We start from the raw sequence: 19,085 nt of genomic DNA, 5'->3' as shown, positions 1-19,085 counted from the left end.
AGGCATCTTTTTTATTGATTATTTACGCCCAAATATCGCCTTTGGCGCCTTGAGAAATAAAACCAGCGTTTGCTTCATCTGTGTCGATATGCATTTCAAGCGCATAGCTTTCAGAAACGCGAATAACAACGTTGCGGAACGCAATTGGCCGTTCGCCACCTACTTCAACAGTAACGATCTGGCCGTTTTCAACATTGTATTCTTTTGCATCTGCCGGCGTCATATGAACATGTGCCTGAGCGATAATAAGCCCTTCTTCCAGCTCAATCGTACCGGCAGGACCTGTGATCGTAACTGCTTCAGATCCTTTAATATCCCCTGATTCACGAAGCGGCGGACGGACACCCAGCTTCATTGCATCTGTCCAGCTTACTTCTATCTGAGTGGCAGGACGACATGGGCCAAGAACACGGACACGGGCAATTTCACTTTTTTTGCCGGCAATTGTGACTGTTTCTTCAGCTGCAAATTGACCCGGCTGCGACAAATCTGCACGTTTTGTGAGTTCGTGGCCAGCTCCAAATAAAGTTTCCAGGTGCTCCTGTGATAAGTGCACGTGACGAGCGGAAACGGCAACAGGAATTGTTCCATGATTTTTTAATGACATCTATCTTCCAGCCTTTCTGATCATAAGAATTTCATACATTCTTATCTTACACTATTTCATTGTGAAAATACGAACAATATGTGCTTAACCATATTTTTTTTCCAGCAGCACAAGATTAATGCCTGACCGGGCAGAAAACATATCCAGCTCTTCAAAGCCAAACTTTTTAAACAAATTGCGCGCCGGCTCGTTTTTTGCGCCGGTTGTGACTTTCACATTCCGGCCTGCTGATTCCTCCTGCAGAAAATAAGTGAGCAGCTTTGAAGCAGTTCCTTCATGAAACTGGCCTGGATGCACAACAAGCCGATGAATAAACGCTGTGTCCTCTTCATCTTTATAGGAAAGAAAACCGCACAGCTCTCCCTCTGTTAAACAGCCAATAAAGATTTCATTGCTTTCTTTGATCATATCAATGGTGTCCTGTAAATGCGGAATGCCGTCATCCCCAATCAGTGAAGCTTCCACCTGATAAGCAGGAATTTGCAGTGCTAAAATTTCTGCCGCTGTCGCTTCCTCTTTATGATGCAGCCGTTCAATCATCCCTGTAACCCCTTTCAAACATCTTTGTACACCGATTATACATGCTTTACCCAATAATTTCAGAATTTATCTCTCTTTAAAACGTTCAAATAAAATTGTGAAATTCGTCACAAACTCTTCAAAATCTCCGCCCTTTTACTATAGAATTCCAATTTAAAAAGGTGTAAATTAACAGGTAGACACCTTTTGTGAATAAAATCACAAACTATATTTGTATTAGGGAAAAGGGAAAGGAGCGAAAGCAAGTGGATGAGCTTTTTTTAGCCCGGCTTCAGTTCGGGTCAACAACCATTTTTCATTTTTTATTTGTGCCGCTGTCAATTGGTCTTGTATTTCTTGTCGCGTTGATGGAAACCCATTATGTGTTAAAAGGAGACGAACGATATAAAAAGCTGGCAAAATTCTGGGGTCATTTGTTTTTAATTAACTTTGCAGTCGGTGTTGTAACAGGGATTATTCAGGAATTTCAGTTTGGCATGAACTGGTCAGAATATTCACGGTTTGTCGGTGATGTATTCGGCGCTCCGCTGGCGATTGAAGCACTGCTTGCTTTCTTTATGGAGTCTACTTTTATCGGTCTTTGGATTTTTGGATGGGACCGCTTATCGCCAAAAGTGCACCTTGCCTGCATCTGGCTTGTCTCACTCGGAACGATGATGTCTGCTTTGTGGATTTTAGCGGCAAATTCATTTATGCAGGAGCCGGTTGGCTTCGTAATCAACAACGGCCGGGCAGAAATGAATGACTTCTTTGCTCTTTTAACAAACCCGCAGCTTGCTGTTGAATTTCCGCATGTTATTTTTGGCGCGCTGGCGACTGGAGCATTTTTTATCGGCGGTGTCAGTGCCTATAAAATCCGAAAAGGTGCTGAAGTCGATTTATTTAAAAAATCGTTCAATCTGGCAATGACAGTTGCGCTTATTTCCGGCTTTGCGATCGCCTTCACCGGCCATGCCCAGGCAAAGCACTTAATGGAATCACAGCCGATGAAAATGGCGGCCAGTGAAGCGCTCTGGGAAGACAGCGGTGACCCGGCAGCATGGACCGCTTTTGCCTGGATTGATACAAAAAATCAGGAAAACTCATTTGAGATCAACATTCCATTCGCCTTGAGCTATCTGGCTTATGAAAAGTTTCAGGGAGACGTGCCGGGAATGAAAACGCTGCAGGCAGAATACGAAGCAAAGTATGGGGAGGGCAATTACATCCCTCCGGTAAAAACAACATTTTGGAGCTTCCGCATTATGGCAGGTGCCGGGATGGTCATGATTTTTGCTTCTCTGCTTGGCCTGTATTTCAGCTACCGGGAGACGCTTGTACAGAAAAAACGGTATTTGTGGGTGATGACCGCTCTTATTTCATTCCCGTTTATTGCAAACTCAGCCGGCTGGATTATGACTGAAATCGGCCGCCAGCCCTGGACCGTATTCGGGCTGATGACCACTTCTGCTTCCGTTTCGCCAAACGTTAGTGCCGAGAGCCTTTTGCTGTCTCTTATCGCGTTTTCCGGCGCATATTTGATTCTGGCCATTGTCCTTGTGTATTTATTTATCCGCGAAATTAAAAAAGGTGTAGAGCACCATGAAACGGTGCCCGCTACGCAGACGGTTGACCCGTTTGATCAGGAGGCGTATTTATAATGGGCTTGAATGAATTGTGGTTTTTGCTGATTGCGGTTTTATTTATCGGCTTCTTTTTCCTTGAAGGATTTGATTTCGGCGTCGGCATGTCAACACGGCTTCTTGCTAAAAACGATCTCGAACGCCGCATTCTGATCAATACAATCGGCCCCTTCTGGGATGCCAATGAAGTATGGCTTTTAACGGGAGGCGGCGCGATTTTCGCCGCTTTCCCGCACTGGTATGCAACAATGTTCAGCGGCTATTATATTCCGTTTGTGTTTGTTCTGCTTGCCCTGATTGGAAGAGGGGTTGCATTTGAATTCCGCGGCAAGGTCCCTAGTGAGCGCTGGACGAAAACATGGGATTATGTTGTGTTTTTCGGCAGCATTCTTCCGCCGTTTTTATTCGGTGTCCTGTTTACCAGCATTTTGCGCGGCATGCCGATTGATGAAAACATGAATATGTACGCAGGCTTTACGGACTTCGTCAACATTTATTCAGTAACCGGCGGCATTACGGTAACCATTCTTTGCTTCCTGCACGGCTTATCTTTTTTAACGCTGCGGACCGTCGGCGATCTTCAGGAACGCGCCCGTGCTCTTGCGAAAAAAGTAGTCTGGCTGACTGTGGCGGCTCTAACCTTGTTCGTCGGACTGTCATACGTATACACGGATATTTTTACTGTGCGTGCAGGCATTACCATTCCAATGATTGGTGCTGTTGTGATTGCTTATTTGCTTGCTGCTGTTTTCTTAGCCAAAAAACGTGACGGCTTTGCGTTTGTGTCAAGCGGTGCCGGCATCGTACTGACCGTTTCCGTTATTTTTGCATCCCTGTTCCCGCGTGTTATGATCAGCTCGCTGTCTTCCGCTTATGATTTAACGGTATATAATGCAGCGTCCGCTCCATACTCGCTGAAGGTAATGACAATTGTAGCCGTAACGCTTCTGCCATTTGTGCTTGGCTATCAGATCTGGAGCTACTATGTCTTCCGAAAACGGGTAGACGGCAAGGATTTGACGTACTGATGGGACGCGATCTATTTCGTTATCAGGGTGTGGTTCCCGTGCTTGCGGGACTTACCTTTCTCACCATTGCCCAGGCGGTTCTGGTCATTCTTCAGGCAAAGTGGCTGGCAGCAGCCCTTACCCGGCTTTTTAACGGCGAAGCGCCGGCGGCTGTTTTTTCCGGTATGCTGCTGTTTTTTGCTGCACTCGCCGGCCGTTACTTGACCGGTTTTTTCAAACAAAAAGCCGCCGAGCATTATTCAGAAAAAATAAGTGCAGCGCTTCGGCATGATGTGCTGAACAAATTGTTTTCCCTCGGTCCGCGTTATGCACAAAAAGAAGGAACAGGACGCCTTGTCACGCTGATGATTGAAGGAACGAGCCAGTTCCGGACATACCTTGATTTGTTTTTGCCAAAAATGATCAATATGATGGTTCTTCCTGCAGCTATCTGGCTTTTTGTTCTCTGGACAGACCATACATCCGGCATTATTCTGGCTGTCACGCTCCCGGTTTTGCTTGTTTTCATGGTGCTGCTTGGCCTTGCAGCCCGCAAAAAAGCAGACAGCCAGTGGGAAGGCTACCAGCGCCTGGCCGGCCATTTTACCGACTCTTTGCGCGGGCTGGAAACATTGACGTTCCTTGGCCGCGCCCGGTCACACAAAAAGCAGATCGAGCATGTTAGCGAGGAATACCGAAAATCAACAATGAACACATTAAAAGTCGCTTTTCTATCTTCCTTTGCACTCGACTTTTTTGCAATGCTGTCTGTTGCCACCGTGGCAGTTTTTCTCGGGCTCGGCCTTGTAGACGGCAAGATGGCTCTGCTGCCGGCATTAACCGTGCTCATTCTGGCACCCGAATATTTCCTGCCGGTCCGGGAGCTTGGCACCGATTATCACGCGACGTTAAATGGGCAGGAAGCCGGCCGTGCCATGCAGGAGATTTTAGAGAAGCCGGACTGGGATTTAGAAAACCAGTTTAAGCTTCAAACATGGTCGGATGAGGCTACGTTGTCTCTTTCAAAAGTGGAAGCTGCTTCATTGAAAAAGATCTCTTTTTCCGTTAAAGGACGGAAAAAAATCGGGATTATCGGCACAAGCGGTGCAGGAAAATCCACACTTATCGATATACTGGGCGGCTTTCTGGCAGCTGACTCTGGAACCATTTCAGTAAATGGCCAGACAGTCTCCCACCTGCATCAGGCCGACTGGCAAAACCAGCTTACCTATATCCCTCAGCACCCATATATTTTCGGCGGCACGCTGGCGGATAACATTCGATTTTACAAGCCCGATGCGTCAAATGAAGAAGTCCGAAAAGCAGCCGAGAAAGCCGGGCTCGCTTCCTTTGAGGATTTACTGGAAACAGAAATTGGCGAAGGCGGCCGCCGGCTGAGCGGCGGCCAGATGCAGCGGATTGCCGCGGCCCGCGCTTTTTTAGCCGACCGGCCGATTCTTCTGCTGGATGAACCGACTGCCCATTTGGACATTGAAACAGAAGCCGCTTTAAAGGAATCAATGCTGCCGCTGTTCGATGACAAGCTTGTTTTTCTAGCGACACACCGGCTGCATTGGATGAAGGAAATGGATTGGATTATTGTAATGGAGCACGGACAAATTGCCGAAACAGGCACGCATACTGAGTTACTATTGAAAAATGGCGTGTACGCTTCTCTCGTACAGGCCGCACGAGGTGATACGCATGAACTGGCTCATTCCATACTTAAAAGAGCATAAACGATTGCTTGCCGCTGTTATTCTGCTAGGAAGCTTGACCATCTTTGCTGCAAGCGCGCTGCTGTTTTCTTCCGGCTACCTCATTTCCAAAGCCGCATCACGGCCGGAAAACCTATTAATGATTTATGTCCCCATTGTACTGGTGCGGACATTTGGCATTATGCGCTCTGTTTCAAGCTATGTGGAGCGGCTCATGAGCCACAGCTTGATTTTAAAAATCGTTTCGCGCATGCGCGTGCGGCTTTATGAAGCGATCCGCCCGCAGGTATCACGCTTTAAAACCGGTGATGCGCTTGGTTTGTTCGCAGATGATATTGAGCATCTGCAAGATGTTTACATTAAGCTGATTTTCCCGTGGCTGAGCGCTTTATGTGTATATGCCCTGTCGATTACGGCACTCGGCTTTTTCTCGGTTTCTTTTGCGCTTGTTATGGGGCTGTACTTTTTCGTTTTCACGGTTCTTGTACCGCTTGCTTCGCTTCTTGTGATGAAAGCAAAACAAATGAAACAAAAAGAACAGCGCGCAGCCCAGTACAGCCGGCTGGCTGATACGGTGATGGGAATGGGAGATTGGGTGTTCAGCGGCAGAGAAAAAGCATTTGTCGCCTCTTATGAGCAGGCGGAAAAAGAATGGACACGGCTGGAATCTTCAAAGCGGTCCTTTGCCCGCGGACGTGACTTATGCCTGCAGCTGCTCGCCGGTGCCGCCGTTGTTACAACGATGATATGGGCGGGTGGACAAAGTGCGGACGGACAGATGGCTCCTATTTTGATCGCTGCGTTTACACTGGTGCTGTTTCCCATCACGGAAGCATTTTTGCCTTTGTCTTCCGCAGCGGAAGAATGGGCGGGCTACAGCCAGTCCCTCGGCCGGCTGCAGACAGCCGAAAAAGAAAAGCCGGCAGCCCACTTTATTCAGCCCGTTTTTGGGGATGATGGACTCGCCCTCCAGTTTCGCCGTGTTTCGTTTTCCTATAATGAAAGTGAACCCGTTTTGCAGCACTTTAACTTTTCGGCCAGAGCGGGTGAAAAAATCGCTGTTCTCGGGCCAAGCGGCGCCGGTAAATCCACCATTATGCAGCTTGCGGAAGGTCTTGTTTCTCCCCAGTCAGGGACGGTGCTTGTCAATGGCCATGAGCCGGATGAATACATTTCCCGGGAAATAGCGGTGTTGAACCAGCAGCCTTATTTGTTTAATACGACAGTTATGAATAATATCCGGCTTGGCAATCCGCGCGCGACAGATGAAGAAGTGATCGAGGCTGCCAAAAAAGTTCATATGCACGATTACATTCAGTCACTGCCGGACGGCTATCAGACTGTTATGCAGGAAACAGGCTCCCGCTTTTCCGGCGGGGAACGCCAGCGGATTGCGCTCGCCCGTATTCTTCTTCAGCAAACACCTATTGTTATACTGGATGAGCCTACAGTGGGACTTGATCCGATAACAGAACGCCGGTTAATTGAAACAGTCTTTGACGTTCTCGAAGGAAAAACGATCCTCTGGATTACTCATCACCTAGCCGGCATGGAACAGATGGACCGGATTGTATTTTTAGACGGCGGACAGATTCAAATGGATGGAACGCATGAGGAGTTAGTCCAGCAAGAGCTCCGGTATCAAAAGCTTTACGAGCTGGATATGGGTATTTCATGAAGAACAGCTTGCACAGGAGCTGTTCTTTTTTATCACTTTTCCAATCGAGAAATATCTCGCTCTTTAAAAAAATCTGAAAATATGATTTATTTTATGTTATTCTACTATAATGGAGGTGAATATGACTTGAATTTATTAATCAAAGTCAGTCAATTTGCCGGCAAAACCTTCGCCATCTGGGTGCTTGTTTTTGCGGCATTCGCATTTTTTCTCCCCGCACAGTTCACATGGATTGCGCCCTATATTTCTATTTTACTTGGTGTGATTATGTTCGGGATGGGAATGACTATTTCAGGAGAGGATTTTAAAGAAGTCGGCCGCCATCCGCTAAAAGTGCTAATCGGCGTTCTGGCCCAATTTATTGTCATGCCGGCTCTTGCTTTTGCACTTGCCAAAGGGCTCCGGCTTGAACCGGAAATTGCGATCGGCGTGATATTGGTCGGGTGCTGCCCGGGCGGTACAGCATCGAACGTTATGACGTTTCTTGCCAGGGGAAATACGGCCCTGTCAGTTGCGATCACATCGGTGTCAACGCTGCTCGCGCCAATTTTAACTCCGGCTCTTATTTATCTTCTCGCGAGCGAATGGCTCGAAGTCTCCGCCGCTGACATGTTTATGTCGGTTGTTAAAATTGTGCTTGTCCCCATTATTCTCGGCTTTATTGTACAGCTTTTCCTGAAAGAACAAGTACAAAAAAGCGTGGACATACTTCCGCTAATTTCTGTTATAGCGATCGTTTTAATCGTAGCGGCTGTTGTGTCAACAAGCAAAGAAAAAATTATGGAATCAGGACTGCTTATTTTCGGGATTGTTGTTTTGCATAATGGCCTCGGTTACTTAATTGGCTTTTTAACCGGCCGGCTGTTTAATCTTACATACGAAGACCGAAAAGCAATGGCTATTGAAGTCGGCATGCAAAACTCGGGACTCGGGGCGGCGCTTGCGGCTGCACACTTCAGCCCGCTTGCTGCCGTGCCAAGCGCTATCTTCAGCTTCTGGCACAACATTTCCGGTCCGCTTCTGGCCACATACTGGGCCCGGAAAGCAGACTCTAAAAAATAATTTCAGCAAACAGAGAAGCCCTATGGGTAAGGCTTCTCTGTTTGCTGCTTACTTTTTTGTTTATAAAGAATCAAAAATCCTTTTCCTGAAATCGTGACAGTCATCGCTTCCAGTGCTTTATCTGTCCACAGATTCGCCATTCCGCTGCATTCATCCGGCAGCGTGATTTCGACTGGCTTCTCTGTTGGGTTTAAAATAAAAAGCAGATTTTCTTTTTCATTTTTTCTTGAATAGCTGACAGCATCGGCATGCAGGTCAATAAACTCAAAGTCCCCCTTATTTCGAAAAGCAGGAATTGTTTTGCGAAGCGCAATCAGCTTTTGGACAAATTGAAACAGTTCCCGGTCCTGTTCGCCCTTATTCCATATCATGCACTTTCGGCAGTCCGGGTCTGCCCCGCCCGTTAGTCCAATTTCGTCTCCGTAATAAATGCACGGGGCACCGGGAAACGAAAAGTGAAACAAAAAAGTGAGCTTCAACCGCTCCCTGTCTTCATTGGCAGCCGTTAAAATACGGGGAGTGTCATGGCTGCCGAGCAGATTAAACGCCACTTCATTTACAGAGAGAGGATATGAATAAAGCAAATGGCCGATTTCATTTTTAAATTGTTCCGTGCCAGTTCTGTTTTTTGCCCAAAAGTCTACCACTGTATCGGCCAGCCGGTAGTTCATGACTGCATCAAACTGGTCCCCCTGCAGCCAGGCAAGCGCATCATGCCAGATTTCACCGAGAATATAGGCATCGGGCTTTACCGACTTCACCGCCCGATGGAATTCACGCCAAAAATCGTGGCTGACTTCATTTGCCACATCAAGACGCCATGCGTCAATATTCAGCTCTTTAATCCAGTACACGGCCGTTTGAAGAAGGTATTCCCGCACTTCCGGATTTTCCGTATTTAGCTTGGGCATTGCTTTTTCAAAGCCAAATGCATCGTAATGGATAACCGAGCCTTCCTGCACTGGAAACCGGTGAATATGAAACCAGTTCTTATACTTTGATTTTTCCTGGTTTTTCAATACATCCTGAAAAGGCCCGAAACAGTAGCCGCTGTGATTAAACACCGCATCGAGCATTACTTTTATTCCTCTTTTATGGCATTCCCTGACAAGATGTTTTAACAGCTCCTTATCGCCAAACTGCGGATCTATCTTTAAATAATTGGTCGTATCATATTTGTGGTTGGTTTCTGCCTGGAAAACAGGGGTAAAGTAAATGCCGTTTATACCGAGCTCCTGCAAATAATCCAGGTGCTTTAAAACTCCCTGGAAGTCGCCGCCGAAAAAGCTGTTCCGGTCCGGCGGCGCCCCCCATGGCTTTGTGCCTTCCGGATTTAAACCGGGTTCCCCGTCTGCGAACCGCTCGGGAAAAATTTGATACCAGACAGTGTCCTTTACCCAGCCGGGCGGTTTAAAAGCATCGACTGCATGCAAAAAAGGAAAAGCGAAAAAAAAGCCGCTGTCTTTTGGCACATCCTTGAAAAAGCCTCTTTCCGTGTAAACGGCCGCCTCCCTTTGACCCTGGCATTGAAACCCGTAGCGGAGCCGGCGGAATTCAGGCTCCACGGCCGCAAACCAGTAATCAAACAGCTCATCTGAGCCGGAACGCTTCATTTCTTTTATCGTATACTGCCAGGCTCCTTCTTTCCATATATAGGGGTCCCCGTATATCAATTGAACCCGGTCCAGGTCATTCTTTTTGCTCCTTAATAAAAGATGAATCGTTTTTTCATCATATGCGTAAGCGAAATTGTTTTTTGGCCGGTGGTAGATCGCTTCCTTAAGCATAATGTCTCCTTACAGGTTTTTGTCATTATTTTTTAGCATGGCCAGAGAGCCGAATAACTTTCGAGGTAGTTATTCCCTGCCGTCTCCTAAAAACAAAAAAAACGCCTGACACGAGTACTGGCAGGGGTCCAGTCTGTGTTAAGCGTTTTTTTATTAAGGTATCCTTTTTGTATAAAAAACCTTACCATACACTTGGAGAAAAATCCTTTTAGCTGTCAGATTATCTTACAATCAATTTTTCTTAATTGCTAAATACTATCAGGACGCTTTCTCACAGCGAAGCACTTTTTTGCTTTTTTGAATGTATTTTTCTCCCTTTGCCGTGCGGAATGCACATTGGCGTTCCAAACAGTGGATCTTCTGCAATGTCACAATTCATCTGAAATACATCCTTTACCATCCGGGCATTTACAATTTCCTCCGGCTTCCCTTGAGCATAAATCTTTTTATCGCACAAGGCGACAATATGATGCGCATACCGGCAGGCAAGATTCAAATCATGCAGCACCATCACAACCGTACATTTTTCCCGCTCATTCAGCTCAAACAGCAAGTCCAAAATATCAACTTGATGCGTCATGTCCAGATACGTTGTTGGCTCATCGAGTAAAATGATGTTTGTTTTTTGCGCCAGCGTCATTGCAATCCAGGCTCTCTGCCGCTGGCCGCCGGACAATGAATCAACTGCTCTTTCAGCAAAATCTGTCATGCCTGCAGCTTCCATCGCCTCCCGCACAACGTCTTCATCTTCCTTTGACCACTGCTTCAGCCAGCTTTGATGGGGATATCTTCCCTGCTTCACTAACTGCAGCACCGTCAAGCCTTCAGGTGCAATAGGTCCCTGCGGCAAAATGGCCAGGCGCCTGGCCACTTCTTTTGTAGAGAGGCTGCCGATGAGATCCCCATCCAGTAAAATGCCGCCGGATACCGGCTTTAACAGCCGGGCAAGTGACCGCAAAAGCGTTGATTTTCCACATCCGTTTGATCCGACTAACACTGTAATCTGCTCTTCAGGGATTTCCAAGTCAAGGTTTTGAATTACGTCAGTGCCGCTGTAGCCAAGTGTTAATGCTGCGGTTTCAAGTGTACCCATGATCTCATTCCTTTCCCTTTACTTATTTCGATTTCGGTATAATAGATAAATGAAAAACGGTGCCCCCACAGCAGCCGTAAACACACCGGCCGGAATATCAAGCGGCAAAAAAGCAGTCCGGGCAACAATGTCCGCAATCATGACCATGATCCCCCCGGTAAGTGCCGAAATTGGTACCAGTCCGGCAAATGACCGCTCAATCATCATTCGGCTTACATGAGGAGCGATCAATCCGACAAATTCAATGCCGCCTGCAAAAGCGACCGCTGATCCTGCCAGCGCCACACTGACAAACAGCAGGATAAGCCGCTGTAATTCTACTCTCACACCGAGCCCCAGCGCGATATCGTCCCCTAACTCCGCCGCATTCATCGTTCTTGTAAACAAGAACGTGATAGGAATAAAAACAAGAACCCATGGCAGCATAGAATAAACATCGGTCCAATTGGCTCCATACAAGCTGCCTGTCAGCCAGAGGTACGCTTTTGTGGTAACCGCCGCTTCACTCAAGACGAGCATCATCATCACAAAGGCTTTCATAACAGCAGAAAGGCCAATTCCAATCAGCACAAGGCGAATCGGCGTAACGCCTTTTTTCCATGACAGCCCGTAGATGATAACAGCTGACAGGGCTGCGCCTCCAATGGCGGCTGCAGGAAGAAACACCAGGCTTACTGCTCCCATTCCATATACCATAAAAAGGATCGCACCGGCGGAGGCCCCGCTTGTAATGCCGATAATATCTGGAGATGCCAGCGGATTTCGAATCATACCCTGTAAAATCAATCCTGACACACCAAGCGCTGCGCCCACCATAAAAGCCAGCAGCACCCGGGGAAGACGAAGTGTATTCAAAACAAAATTATATTCGCCGCTCCCGTAGCCGAGTAACTGCTGAATCACTGCGTACGGGCTGATAAAACTGCTTCCTGATGATAAGCTCAGCATAAAAATGATCAAAGACAATACACTGAGCAGCAGAAAGACGATCCATGTTTTTTTATAAAATTGAAACGACACCCGGCCTGATTTCGCTCGTACTGTAAGCAGGTTAGCCATTTTTCGCCAGCCCCCTTCGCGCAATGTATATAAAGAAAGGAGCTCCAACAAAAGCCGTCATGACGCCAATAGGCATTTCCTGGGGCATAATCACAAACCGGGCTGCTATATCTGCTGATAAAAGCAAAATGGCGCCCAACAAAGCACTAAAAGGAATCACCCATCGGTAGTCAGGACCTACAAGCCCCCTGACAATGTGCGGGACAATTAAACCGACAAATCCGATTGATCCCGCCACAGCAACCGATCCGCCGGCCAGCAGTACCACCATGATGCCAATGGAAGCTTTTACGAAAAGCGTCCGCTGCCCGAGACCTTTTGCGACATCATCGCCGGATAGTAATATGTTGATAGACCGGCCTAAAAAAAGAGCTATAAAGCCGGCGCCGAGCATAAACGGCAATACTGGCAGCAGCATATCCAGGCTGCGTCCTGCGACAGACCCAGCCAGCCAAAATAAAATGCTCTGGATGGCCTGTTCGTCAATCACCAGCAAACCCTGGGTAAAGGAAACAAAAAGAGCTGTTATTGCCGATCCAGCCAATACAATCTTTAACGGGCTCAGCCCGTCCCGTCCCATCGAGCCAAGAAAAAAAACGAGCACCCCGGCAACAGCTGCGCCCAAAAAAGCAATCCACATATAATGCGTTAATGAATCTACAGAGAAAAAAGTGGCAGAAAGAACGATAAAAAAAAGCGCGCCCGCATTGATCCCAAAAATATCTGGAGCTGCCAGCGGATTTCTCGTTAATGCCTGCATAAGCGCGCCGGCTATCGCCAGATTGGCGCCGATAACAGAAGCGATAACCGCTCTTGTTGTTCGCGATGTGGCAATAATAATATGCTCTGTGTTTGAAGCATCATAATTGAATAATGCATCAAAAGTTGTTCTTAGTGGAATGCTTGTCTGTCCGAGCGCCACGCTCAGTACAAAGAAAGCGGCAAATACCGCTATACAAATCAATAAGCCCCCTATTTTTAAAAAGGAGCGGGAAAGTAAATAATCCATATCAATCCTTCTTTCTATCTTGATGTGACTTTTCTTTTCCGGGGCGAACATTGAAATACATAGAAAAATAGGAGAAAGAATAAGTTCTTTCCCCTGCCTTATGATGAAGCGCTTATTTTTCTAGTTGGAATCTGTCATAAATATCATCAAGCATTAAATTAGCCGCTCTGATTCCGCCGCCCATATTCCAGATAATTTCATCGACGGTATACACTTGATCTGCTTTTACGGCATCAAGGTTTTTCCATAATGGATGGCTTGTCCATTCATCATGCGTTTTCTTTACTGCTTCATTGTCTTCCATAAACATATAAAAGACATCTGCATTCATCTGGGTAATGCTTTCTTTGTCCGTCAGCTTGACAACATCAAGGCTTTCATCCGTAATACTTTTCGGTCCTTCAAAGCCAAGCTCGGTTAAAATGGAGCCCGCAAAGCCTGTTACATAAATACGGGCATGATCTTCTCTGAAGTTTAAAACCGATACGTGCAGCGGCCACTGTCCGCCCATTTTTTCTTTAATTTTCTCCTGGAAATCAGCCACACGGCTGTCCCAGTCAGATAAAAGCTCAGCTGCTTTTTCCTGCTGGTTCATGGCTTCACCCATCAGTTCAACGGTTCCTTTAAATTCAAAAACGGTTTCATGGGCCACAGTTGGCGCAATTTGAGACAGCTGTTCATAAATTTCTTCGTGGCGCAGCTTGGACGCAATGATTAAATCCGGCTCCAGCTTTGCGATTTCTTCTAAGTTCGGCTGGGTTTCCTGCCCGACAATCTGCACACCTTCTAAATCTTCTTTTAAATAGTTGTAAATTGGCTGCTCCAGCCATGATTCCACCACGCCAACCGGCTTAACACCTAATTCTACAGCAGCATCTGTTGCCCCCTGGTAAAGTGTCACGATTTTTTTCGGCGTGCCTTCAATCGTGGTGGTACCCATTGCATGAGTAATTTCACGAGCCGTTTTTTCTTCAGCTTTTGGCTCTGCTTCTGCAGTTCCCTCGTTTGACGCACCGCCTGATGAATCGCTTCCACAGCCGGCCAGCAGCAAAAGCATAGATAAAATAAGAACAAATAAAGATTTTGTTGAGACTGAGTATGTATGTCCTGACATTTAATTACCTCCTTTTTTAATCGATAATGATAATCGTTATCGATTTAGAGTATAATTCAATTGAGAGCGTATATCAATACCTAAATGAAAATTTTTATCAATTAGATTGCTCTTGCAAAAATTAAAGGAAAAAGAAAAACCCCTGCCAGGCTTAGTAAAAAAGCGTGACAAAGGGTTTTCAATTACATTTTTCGTTTAACCGCTCCTGAAAACAAAAGAATACATAGGAGCCCATACAAAAAGATCCAGCCGAATTTTCCGTAAAATAAAATCGGTATTTTTTGAATGTGATCTGTCGCACTCATCATATCCAGGGACAGATAAAGCGGGGGCATCAGCCAGACCGGCCAGCCAATTGATTTTTCTAAAGCCGAAACAACAACCGAGCCAATTAAAATACTTAACACGCCCCACCACGTATTGGTTTTATTCTTAACTAATTCACGTGTAAATAGAGATGACAGCGACACGGCCAGAACAGCCAGGCTGAAATGGGCAAGAAAGCCGAGAATAAAGTGCGAAGAGCGCACTGCTATTCCAAAGCTTCCTGCCATGACTGGATACACGGTCGAGATCATGCTGAACACAAGGGCAGCCAGCAGGCAAACAGTAAACAGCGCCGCATAATAAACTGACAGGCTTTTTGCATGAAACAGCGTAATTTGTTTCTGCCCTGGATCTTCCGCGTGAAAAATTGTGACGGTAAACCAGCCCATAATAAAAAAGAGAACAAGCGATGTAAATGAGTAGCTGTCCAAGATGGGATTAGGCGTGTATGCATAATTAATAAGCAGCGATAAAATATACATTGTAAGAGGGGGGATATATTGATATGACCTTATGTATGTAAGCAATTGATAGTGAATTAAGCCCCTCATACGCCCCCTCCTCTTTTTTGGAAATAATGCTGAATATCCGTAGAAGAGCGAAGTGGATACACCGCTTGAATAGACGCTTTATTTTTAAGCAAAATCTCCAGTGTTTTGTTGGTGTCATGTTTCTCTACAGCAAGTTCGATTTGTTTTTCCGCAGTATTAAGCACGGTCTGCTGGCGAATTTTCGCCGAAGATGGCAGGCTGTCTACTGCTCTCTCAGATGGAATAACAAAAAGAATAACATTGGCTTCATTTTCTTTTTCGCCTGCAGTCTCCGTTATACGATGATCATCAATAAGCAAAACCCGGTCCGCAGCTTGTTCCAGCAGCTTCGTTTCATGACAGGTCAGCAGTATACTCAGGCCTTTTCCTTTCAAATCCACTAGAAGGCCTTCAACCTCCTGCTGGGCCCCTGGATCAAGTCCGGACAATGGCTCGTCCAGTATCAGCATGTCTGTTTCTTCAAGCATCGCCTGCATAATTGCGGCTTTCTGTTTCATTCCTTTAGAAAAGCCGGTCATCCGCTCGTTTCGCACATGCTGCAGCCCAAAAATATCGAGCAGGTCCGAAATCCGCTCCTGCAGTTCCTTTTTTTGCATGCCTCTTATTTTCCCCATATACATAAGATACTCTACTGGTGTAAACGGAAGAACAGCGGGCGTTATTTCCGGTACATAACCTACGTTACACATCTGTTCGTTTCGATGGATGCTTCCGCTGTCCGGCTTTATGATTCCTCCTGCTATTTTCAAAAGCGTGCTTTTTCCCGATCCATTCCTGCCAACAAGGGCGGTGATTTGATTAGAAAACAGGGAAAAAGAAGCGTCGTTAAGAACAGGCTTTCCTCTGTACGTTTTCGTGATATTTTTTAATACTAAAAGCTCTCTCATCATGGCACCTTCACCCAATATCAATATGGGTAAATTTTATAATAAAGGATTAATTATGTAAAATATTTAAGGAAACCACCTGGCAGGTTTGTTTTTCAACACTTTGGCATGAGCTCCATCTAAAAAAAGAGGACCAGTTTTATGGCCCTCTGCTTGATTCTGGTAGTCTCCATTAGTTAAAGAATATATCTTTTAGACTTTTATTGTTGATATTTAAATGGAAATCTTTCTGTTAACTCGTTGAATCTGGTTTCCCATTGAACAAAATCTGCAGCAGGCAGCCTCATTTACTTTACGATTAACACCGGGCATTGAGCGCGCTTGGCTACCTTATGGCTGACACTGCCAAGCACCATTTCCTGCAGGCTGTTTAAGCCGCGGCTGCCCAGCACAACATAATCGATAGCGTTTTCATTTGCATATTCTACAATAGCCGGCCCGGGAGTTCCATGAAGCACTTTCACTGAGTAAGAAACCTCTGAATCCTGAAGCTTTTGTTCCGTGCTCCCAAGCTGCTTTCTCCGTTTTTGCTCACGGTCAATCGAACCGGCGCTGTGCAGCACATCTTTTTTGGACTGGTCAAAGTCAACAACATAAGCAACAATAACTTCTTTGTTTAATCCCCGAGCCAGTTTGATCGCTTCATCCGCCGCACGCAGTGCATGATTTGATCCGTCAGATGCCAGCAGAATTTTCCCGTTCATTTGTATGTCCTCCCCGTGATTTTTATAAAAAGCGCACTGCTTTCACACAATGCGCTTTTACGTAAATTAATGTCCAGACAGCTTGCCATCTGGTTTATCATGGACGGCCATTTTTTTTATCATCGATGAGCTCGCCTCGTTTAATCCGGAAAGCGAGACATCTATGCCGTTTTCACGGTATTTCAGTACAATTTTATCAATGGCTGCCACGCCGGAATCATCCCAGACATGCGCTTCGGAAAAATCGATATTTACCTTTTGAATTCCTTCCGGCTGGTAATCAAACTCGTCCACAAAGTCGGTAACGGACGCAAAAAACACCTGGCCGGACGCCCGGTAATGAAGTGTATTTCCATTATGCGAAGAAGAAACATCCACCTTTGAAATTTTCGCCGTAAAGAAAATCGCACTCAGCAAAATACCCGCAAATACACCTTTTGATAAATCGTGCGTAATCACAACGGTGACAACCGTGACAACCATCACAATGCTGTCGGTAATCGGAATTTTCGTAAAGGATTTTAAAGAAGACCAGTCAAATGTGCCGATCGACACCATAATCATAACGCCGACAAGAGCGGCCATCGGAATCTGCACAACGACGTTGCCGAGTACCATAATTAAAAACAGCAGAAACGTTCCCGCCACAAAGGTTGATAAACGTCCGCGGCCGCCGGATTTTACATTAATCACAGACTGCCCAATCATCGCACAGCCCGCCATTCCTCCGAAAAAGCCGGTTACAATGTTTGCAATCCCCTGACCGCGCGCTTCCCGGTTTTTATCGCTTGTTGTATCAGTCATATCATCGACAATAGACGCTGTAAGCAGCGATTCCAAAAGACCGACAATAGAAAGCGCTAAAGCCGTTGGGAAAATAATCGACAAGGTCTCAAAATTCAGCGGCACATCCGGAAAGAAAAACGATGGCAAAGACTGCGTAATCTCACCCAGATCGCCGACTGTGCGCAGGTCAAAGCCTCCAAAAACCGCAATTGCCGTCATCACCACAATAGCCACGAGCGGTGACGGAATCGATTTTACAAAGCGCGGAAAAATGTAAATAATGGCAAGCGTTGCTGCCACAAATACATAAGTCATCGTAGAAATGCCGATAAAGTGAGGCACCTGCGCCATAAAAATTAAAATAGCCAGCGCATTAACGAATCCAACCATAACCGAGCGTGGAATAAACTTCATCAAACGCGCGATTTTCAGCCCGCCGAATATGAGCTGCAGGATACCGGTCAAAATTGTTGCCGCAAATAAATATTGCAGCCCGTGATCTTTTACCAGCGTAACCATAACAAGCGCCATTGCGCCTGTTGCCGCCGAAATCATCGCCGGCCGGCCGCCCATAAACGCGATTACGACTGCCATCGAAAAAGATGCGTAAAGACCCACCATCGGGTCCACTCCCGCAATAATCGAAAAAGCAATCGCCTCCGGAATAAGCGCAAGCGCCACGACAATCCCCGACAAAATATCCCCGCGGACATTGCCGAACCATTCTTTTTTCAGTTGTGTAAACATAAAAAAACTCTTCACCTCTGTATATAACTATTTTTTGACCCCCAACTCTCATGGAAGTCACTGCCCGTTTTCAGTTCTTTTATCATATCACAGAACAATTTATGTGAAAATACAGGGGAAACGGTAACATCACGAATTATGTTACGACACAAAAAGACAACGATACAGGAGGGCGATATGACACAATTACAAAAATCCTTCTTCTATGGCTGTATCATCGTGGGTGTCGCCGCGCTTCCCCACTTTTTTCAGGACCCGGCCAGACGTATTCCAATGCTATTTTTATTGACTATTATATACAGGAATTTGGCTGGAGCCGCTCAGCGGTTTCCGGCATTTATTCAGCTGCAATGCTTTTGATGCAAGAAGTCTGAACTACATTTTCTGTCAGATAATCTAACGAATTAGTAGCTGCCGGGCCCGGTTTTTTTTATACTAAAGGTGTCATCTTTACAGAGGTTACCCCTCGGCAGAAGAAGCAGCCAGGCCTGGCTGCTTCTTTTTTTGAAAAAATACGTCCCTCGGGCGATATTGTGGAATTTGGGGCGGTATCCGGTACTCCCGGGGCGGAAAAAACTTTTACCGCCCCGGTAACCGCGAATACCGCCCCAAAACAGGAAATACCGCCCTTACAGAAAAAAAGACTGCCCTTTAAGGCAGCCAGAATGTAGACAAAGTTAGAAAGCAGGCTGATTGAAAACGTTTGTTCTTCCAGGAACGCCGCCGGCTGGGAAGCGGAGTGACCGTTTGGGGGTCATGAGCATTCACAGCCGGCAAGTGACGCCGA

At 46.2% G+C, this 19,085-nt stretch carries 17 protein-coding genes; 6 read left to right on the top strand and 11 right to left on the bottom strand.

Features of this window, described 5'->3' with window-relative positions:
* Positions 1–22 precede the first annotated feature (22 nt).
* Positions 23–607, bottom strand: a complete 585-nt coding sequence (gene pduL, locus VP98_RS16430; protein WP_046176476.1) for a phosphate propanoyltransferase — start codon at positions 605–607, stop codon at positions 23–25.
* Between the two features lie 84 nt (positions 608–691).
* Positions 692–1,147, bottom strand: coding sequence for a GNAT family N-acetyltransferase (locus tag VP98_RS16425; RefSeq protein ID WP_046176475.1), 456 nt, complete (start codon positions 1,145–1,147; stop codon positions 692–694).
* Between the two features lie 245 nt (positions 1,148–1,392).
* Here VP98_RS16425 and VP98_RS16420 point away from each other — a divergent pair, with 245 nt between their 5' ends.
* The 5 genes from VP98_RS16420 to VP98_RS16400 all read left to right on the top strand — a co-directional run bounded on the left by VP98_RS16420 (position 1,393) and on the right by VP98_RS16400 (position 8,234).
* Positions 1,393–2,787 carry a cytochrome ubiquinol oxidase subunit I gene (locus VP98_RS16420; RefSeq protein ID WP_046176474.1) on the top strand — a complete coding sequence of 465 codons (1,395 nt, stop codon included), beginning with the start codon at positions 1,393–1,395 and terminating at the stop codon, positions 2,785–2,787.
* Positions 2,787–3,797, top strand: coding sequence for a cytochrome d ubiquinol oxidase subunit II (gene cydB, locus VP98_RS16415; RefSeq protein WP_046176473.1), 1,011 nt, complete (start codon positions 2,787–2,789; stop codon positions 3,795–3,797). The genes VP98_RS16420 and cydB overlap by 1 nt, the downstream gene beginning before the upstream one ends.
* Positions 3,797–5,515: a thiol reductant ABC exporter subunit CydD gene (gene cydD / locus VP98_RS16410; RefSeq protein WP_046176472.1), complete on the top strand. Its 1,719-nt coding sequence runs from the start codon at positions 3,797–3,799 to the stop codon at positions 5,513–5,515. The genes cydB and cydD overlap by 1 nt, the downstream gene beginning before the upstream one ends.
* Positions 5,472–7,172, top strand: a complete 1,701-nt coding sequence (gene cydC / locus VP98_RS16405; protein ID WP_046176471.1) for a thiol reductant ABC exporter subunit CydC — start codon at positions 5,472–5,474, stop codon at positions 7,170–7,172. Before cydD ends, cydC begins: the two co-directional genes overlap by 44 nt.
* A gap of 126 nt (positions 7,173–7,298) precedes the next feature.
* Positions 7,299–8,234 (top strand): bile acid:sodium symporter family protein, encoded by a 936-nt coding sequence (locus VP98_RS16400; protein WP_046176470.1) that lies wholly within the window; start codon positions 7,299–7,301, stop codon positions 8,232–8,234.
* 20 nt (positions 8,235–8,254) lie between these two features.
* On the opposite strand, the gene VP98_RS16395 is transcribed toward VP98_RS16400, so the two are convergent.
* The 9 genes from VP98_RS16395 to VP98_RS16355 all read right to left on the bottom strand — a co-directional run bounded on the left by VP98_RS16395 (position 8,255) and on the right by VP98_RS16355 (position 18,298).
* Entirely contained in the window at positions 8,255–10,021 is a 1,767-nt protein-coding gene (locus tag VP98_RS16395) for an alpha-glycosidase (protein ID WP_046176469.1), read from the bottom strand.
* A 271-nt stretch (positions 10,022–10,292) separates the two neighbouring features.
* The gene (locus VP98_RS16390) at positions 10,293–11,114 is read right to left on the bottom strand and encodes an ABC transporter ATP-binding protein (RefSeq protein ID WP_046176468.1); all 822 of its coding nucleotides are present in this window, start codon (positions 11,112–11,114) and stop codon (positions 10,293–10,295) included.
* Positions 11,115–11,132: 18 nt separating this feature from the next.
* Positions 11,133–12,173: a FecCD family ABC transporter permease gene (locus VP98_RS16385; protein ID WP_046176467.1), complete on the bottom strand. Its 1,041-nt coding sequence runs from the start codon at positions 12,171–12,173 to the stop codon at positions 11,133–11,135.
* Positions 12,166–13,182, bottom strand: coding sequence for a FecCD family ABC transporter permease (locus VP98_RS16380; RefSeq protein WP_082087963.1), 1,017 nt, complete (start codon positions 13,180–13,182; stop codon positions 12,166–12,168). Before VP98_RS16380 ends, VP98_RS16385 begins: the two co-directional genes overlap by 8 nt.
* Before the next feature lie 112 nt (positions 13,183–13,294).
* Positions 13,295–14,296: an ABC transporter substrate-binding protein gene (locus VP98_RS16375; protein WP_046176466.1), complete on the bottom strand. Its 1,002-nt coding sequence runs from the start codon at positions 14,294–14,296 to the stop codon at positions 13,295–13,297.
* 182 nt (positions 14,297–14,478) lie between these two features.
* Positions 14,479–15,174 (bottom strand): hypothetical protein, encoded by a 696-nt coding sequence (locus VP98_RS16370; RefSeq protein ID WP_046176465.1) that lies wholly within the window; start codon positions 15,172–15,174, stop codon positions 14,479–14,481.
* On the bottom strand, positions 15,171–16,061 hold the full coding sequence (locus VP98_RS16365) for an ABC transporter ATP-binding protein (protein WP_046176464.1): 891 nt from the start codon (positions 16,059–16,061) through the stop codon (positions 15,171–15,173). Before VP98_RS16365 ends, VP98_RS16370 begins: the two co-directional genes overlap by 4 nt.
* A gap of 287 nt (positions 16,062–16,348) precedes the next feature.
* Positions 16,349–16,765 carry a universal stress protein gene (locus VP98_RS16360; RefSeq protein ID WP_046176463.1) on the bottom strand — a complete coding sequence of 139 codons (417 nt, stop codon included), beginning with the start codon at positions 16,763–16,765 and terminating at the stop codon, positions 16,349–16,351.
* A 66-nt stretch (positions 16,766–16,831) separates the two neighbouring features.
* Positions 16,832–18,298: a SulP family inorganic anion transporter gene (locus tag VP98_RS16355; RefSeq protein ID WP_046176462.1), complete on the bottom strand. Its 1,467-nt coding sequence runs from the start codon at positions 18,296–18,298 to the stop codon at positions 16,832–16,834.
* A gap of 177 nt (positions 18,299–18,475) precedes the next feature.
* Between VP98_RS16355 and VP98_RS16350 the strand changes: the two genes are divergently transcribed.
* Entirely contained in the window at positions 18,476–18,658 is a 183-nt protein-coding gene (locus VP98_RS16350; protein WP_046176461.1) for a hypothetical protein, read from the top strand.
* The last annotated feature ends 427 nt before the right edge of the window (positions 18,659–19,085 follow it).

It is taken from the genome of Domibacillus indicus, from assembly GCF_000970685.1.
In the GTDB taxonomy this organism is placed as follows: domain Bacteria; phylum Bacillota; class Bacilli; order Bacillales; family Domibacillaceae; genus Domibacillus; species Domibacillus indicus.
The sequence above is the reverse complement of the archived record's forward strand: the minus strand, read 5'-3'. Positions and strand labels throughout refer to the sequence as shown.

Coding starts and splice junctions, on each gene's coding strand:
- VP98_RS16380 (WP_082087963.1), bottom strand. CDS start 13,182: ATGGATTATTTACTTTCCCGCTCCTTTTTAAAAATAGGGGGCTTATTG.
- VP98_RS16390 (WP_046176468.1), bottom strand. CDS start 11,114: ATGGGTACACTTGAAACCGCAGCATTAACACTTGGCTACAGCGGCACT.
- VP98_RS16360 (WP_046176463.1), bottom strand. CDS start 16,765: ATGAACGGGAAAATTCTGCTGGCATCTGACGGATCAAATCATGCACTG.
- VP98_RS16370 (WP_046176465.1), bottom strand. CDS start 15,174: ATGAGGGGCTTAATTCACTATCAATTGCTTACATACATAAGGTCATAT.
- VP98_RS16365 (WP_046176464.1), bottom strand. CDS start 16,061: ATGAGAGAGCTTTTAGTATTAAAAAATATCACGAAAACGTACAGAGGA.
- cydD (WP_046176472.1), top strand. CDS start 3,797: ATGGGACGCGATCTATTTCGTTATCAGGGTGTGGTTCCCGTGCTTGCG.
- VP98_RS16425 (WP_046176475.1), bottom strand. CDS start 1,147: ATGATTGAACGGCTGCATCATAAAGAGGAAGCGACAGCGGCAGAAATT.
- VP98_RS16355 (WP_046176462.1), bottom strand. CDS start 18,298: ATGTTTACACAACTGAAAAAAGAATGGTTCGGCAATGTCCGCGGGGAT.
- VP98_RS16385 (WP_046176467.1), bottom strand. CDS start 12,173: ATGGCTAACCTGCTTACAGTACGAGCGAAATCAGGCCGGGTGTCGTTT.
- pduL (WP_046176476.1), bottom strand. CDS start 607: ATGTCATTAAAAAATCATGGAACAATTCCTGTTGCCGTTTCCGCTCGT.
- VP98_RS16350 (WP_046176461.1), top strand. CDS start 18,476: ATGACACAATTACAAAAATCCTTCTTCTATGGCTGTATCATCGTGGGT.
- VP98_RS16395 (WP_046176469.1), bottom strand. CDS start 10,021: ATGCTTAAGGAAGCGATCTACCACCGGCCAAAAAACAATTTCGCTTAC.
- VP98_RS16375 (WP_046176466.1), bottom strand. CDS start 14,296: ATGTCAGGACATACATACTCAGTCTCAACAAAATCTTTATTTGTTCTT.
- cydB (WP_046176473.1), top strand. CDS start 2,787: ATGGGCTTGAATGAATTGTGGTTTTTGCTGATTGCGGTTTTATTTATC.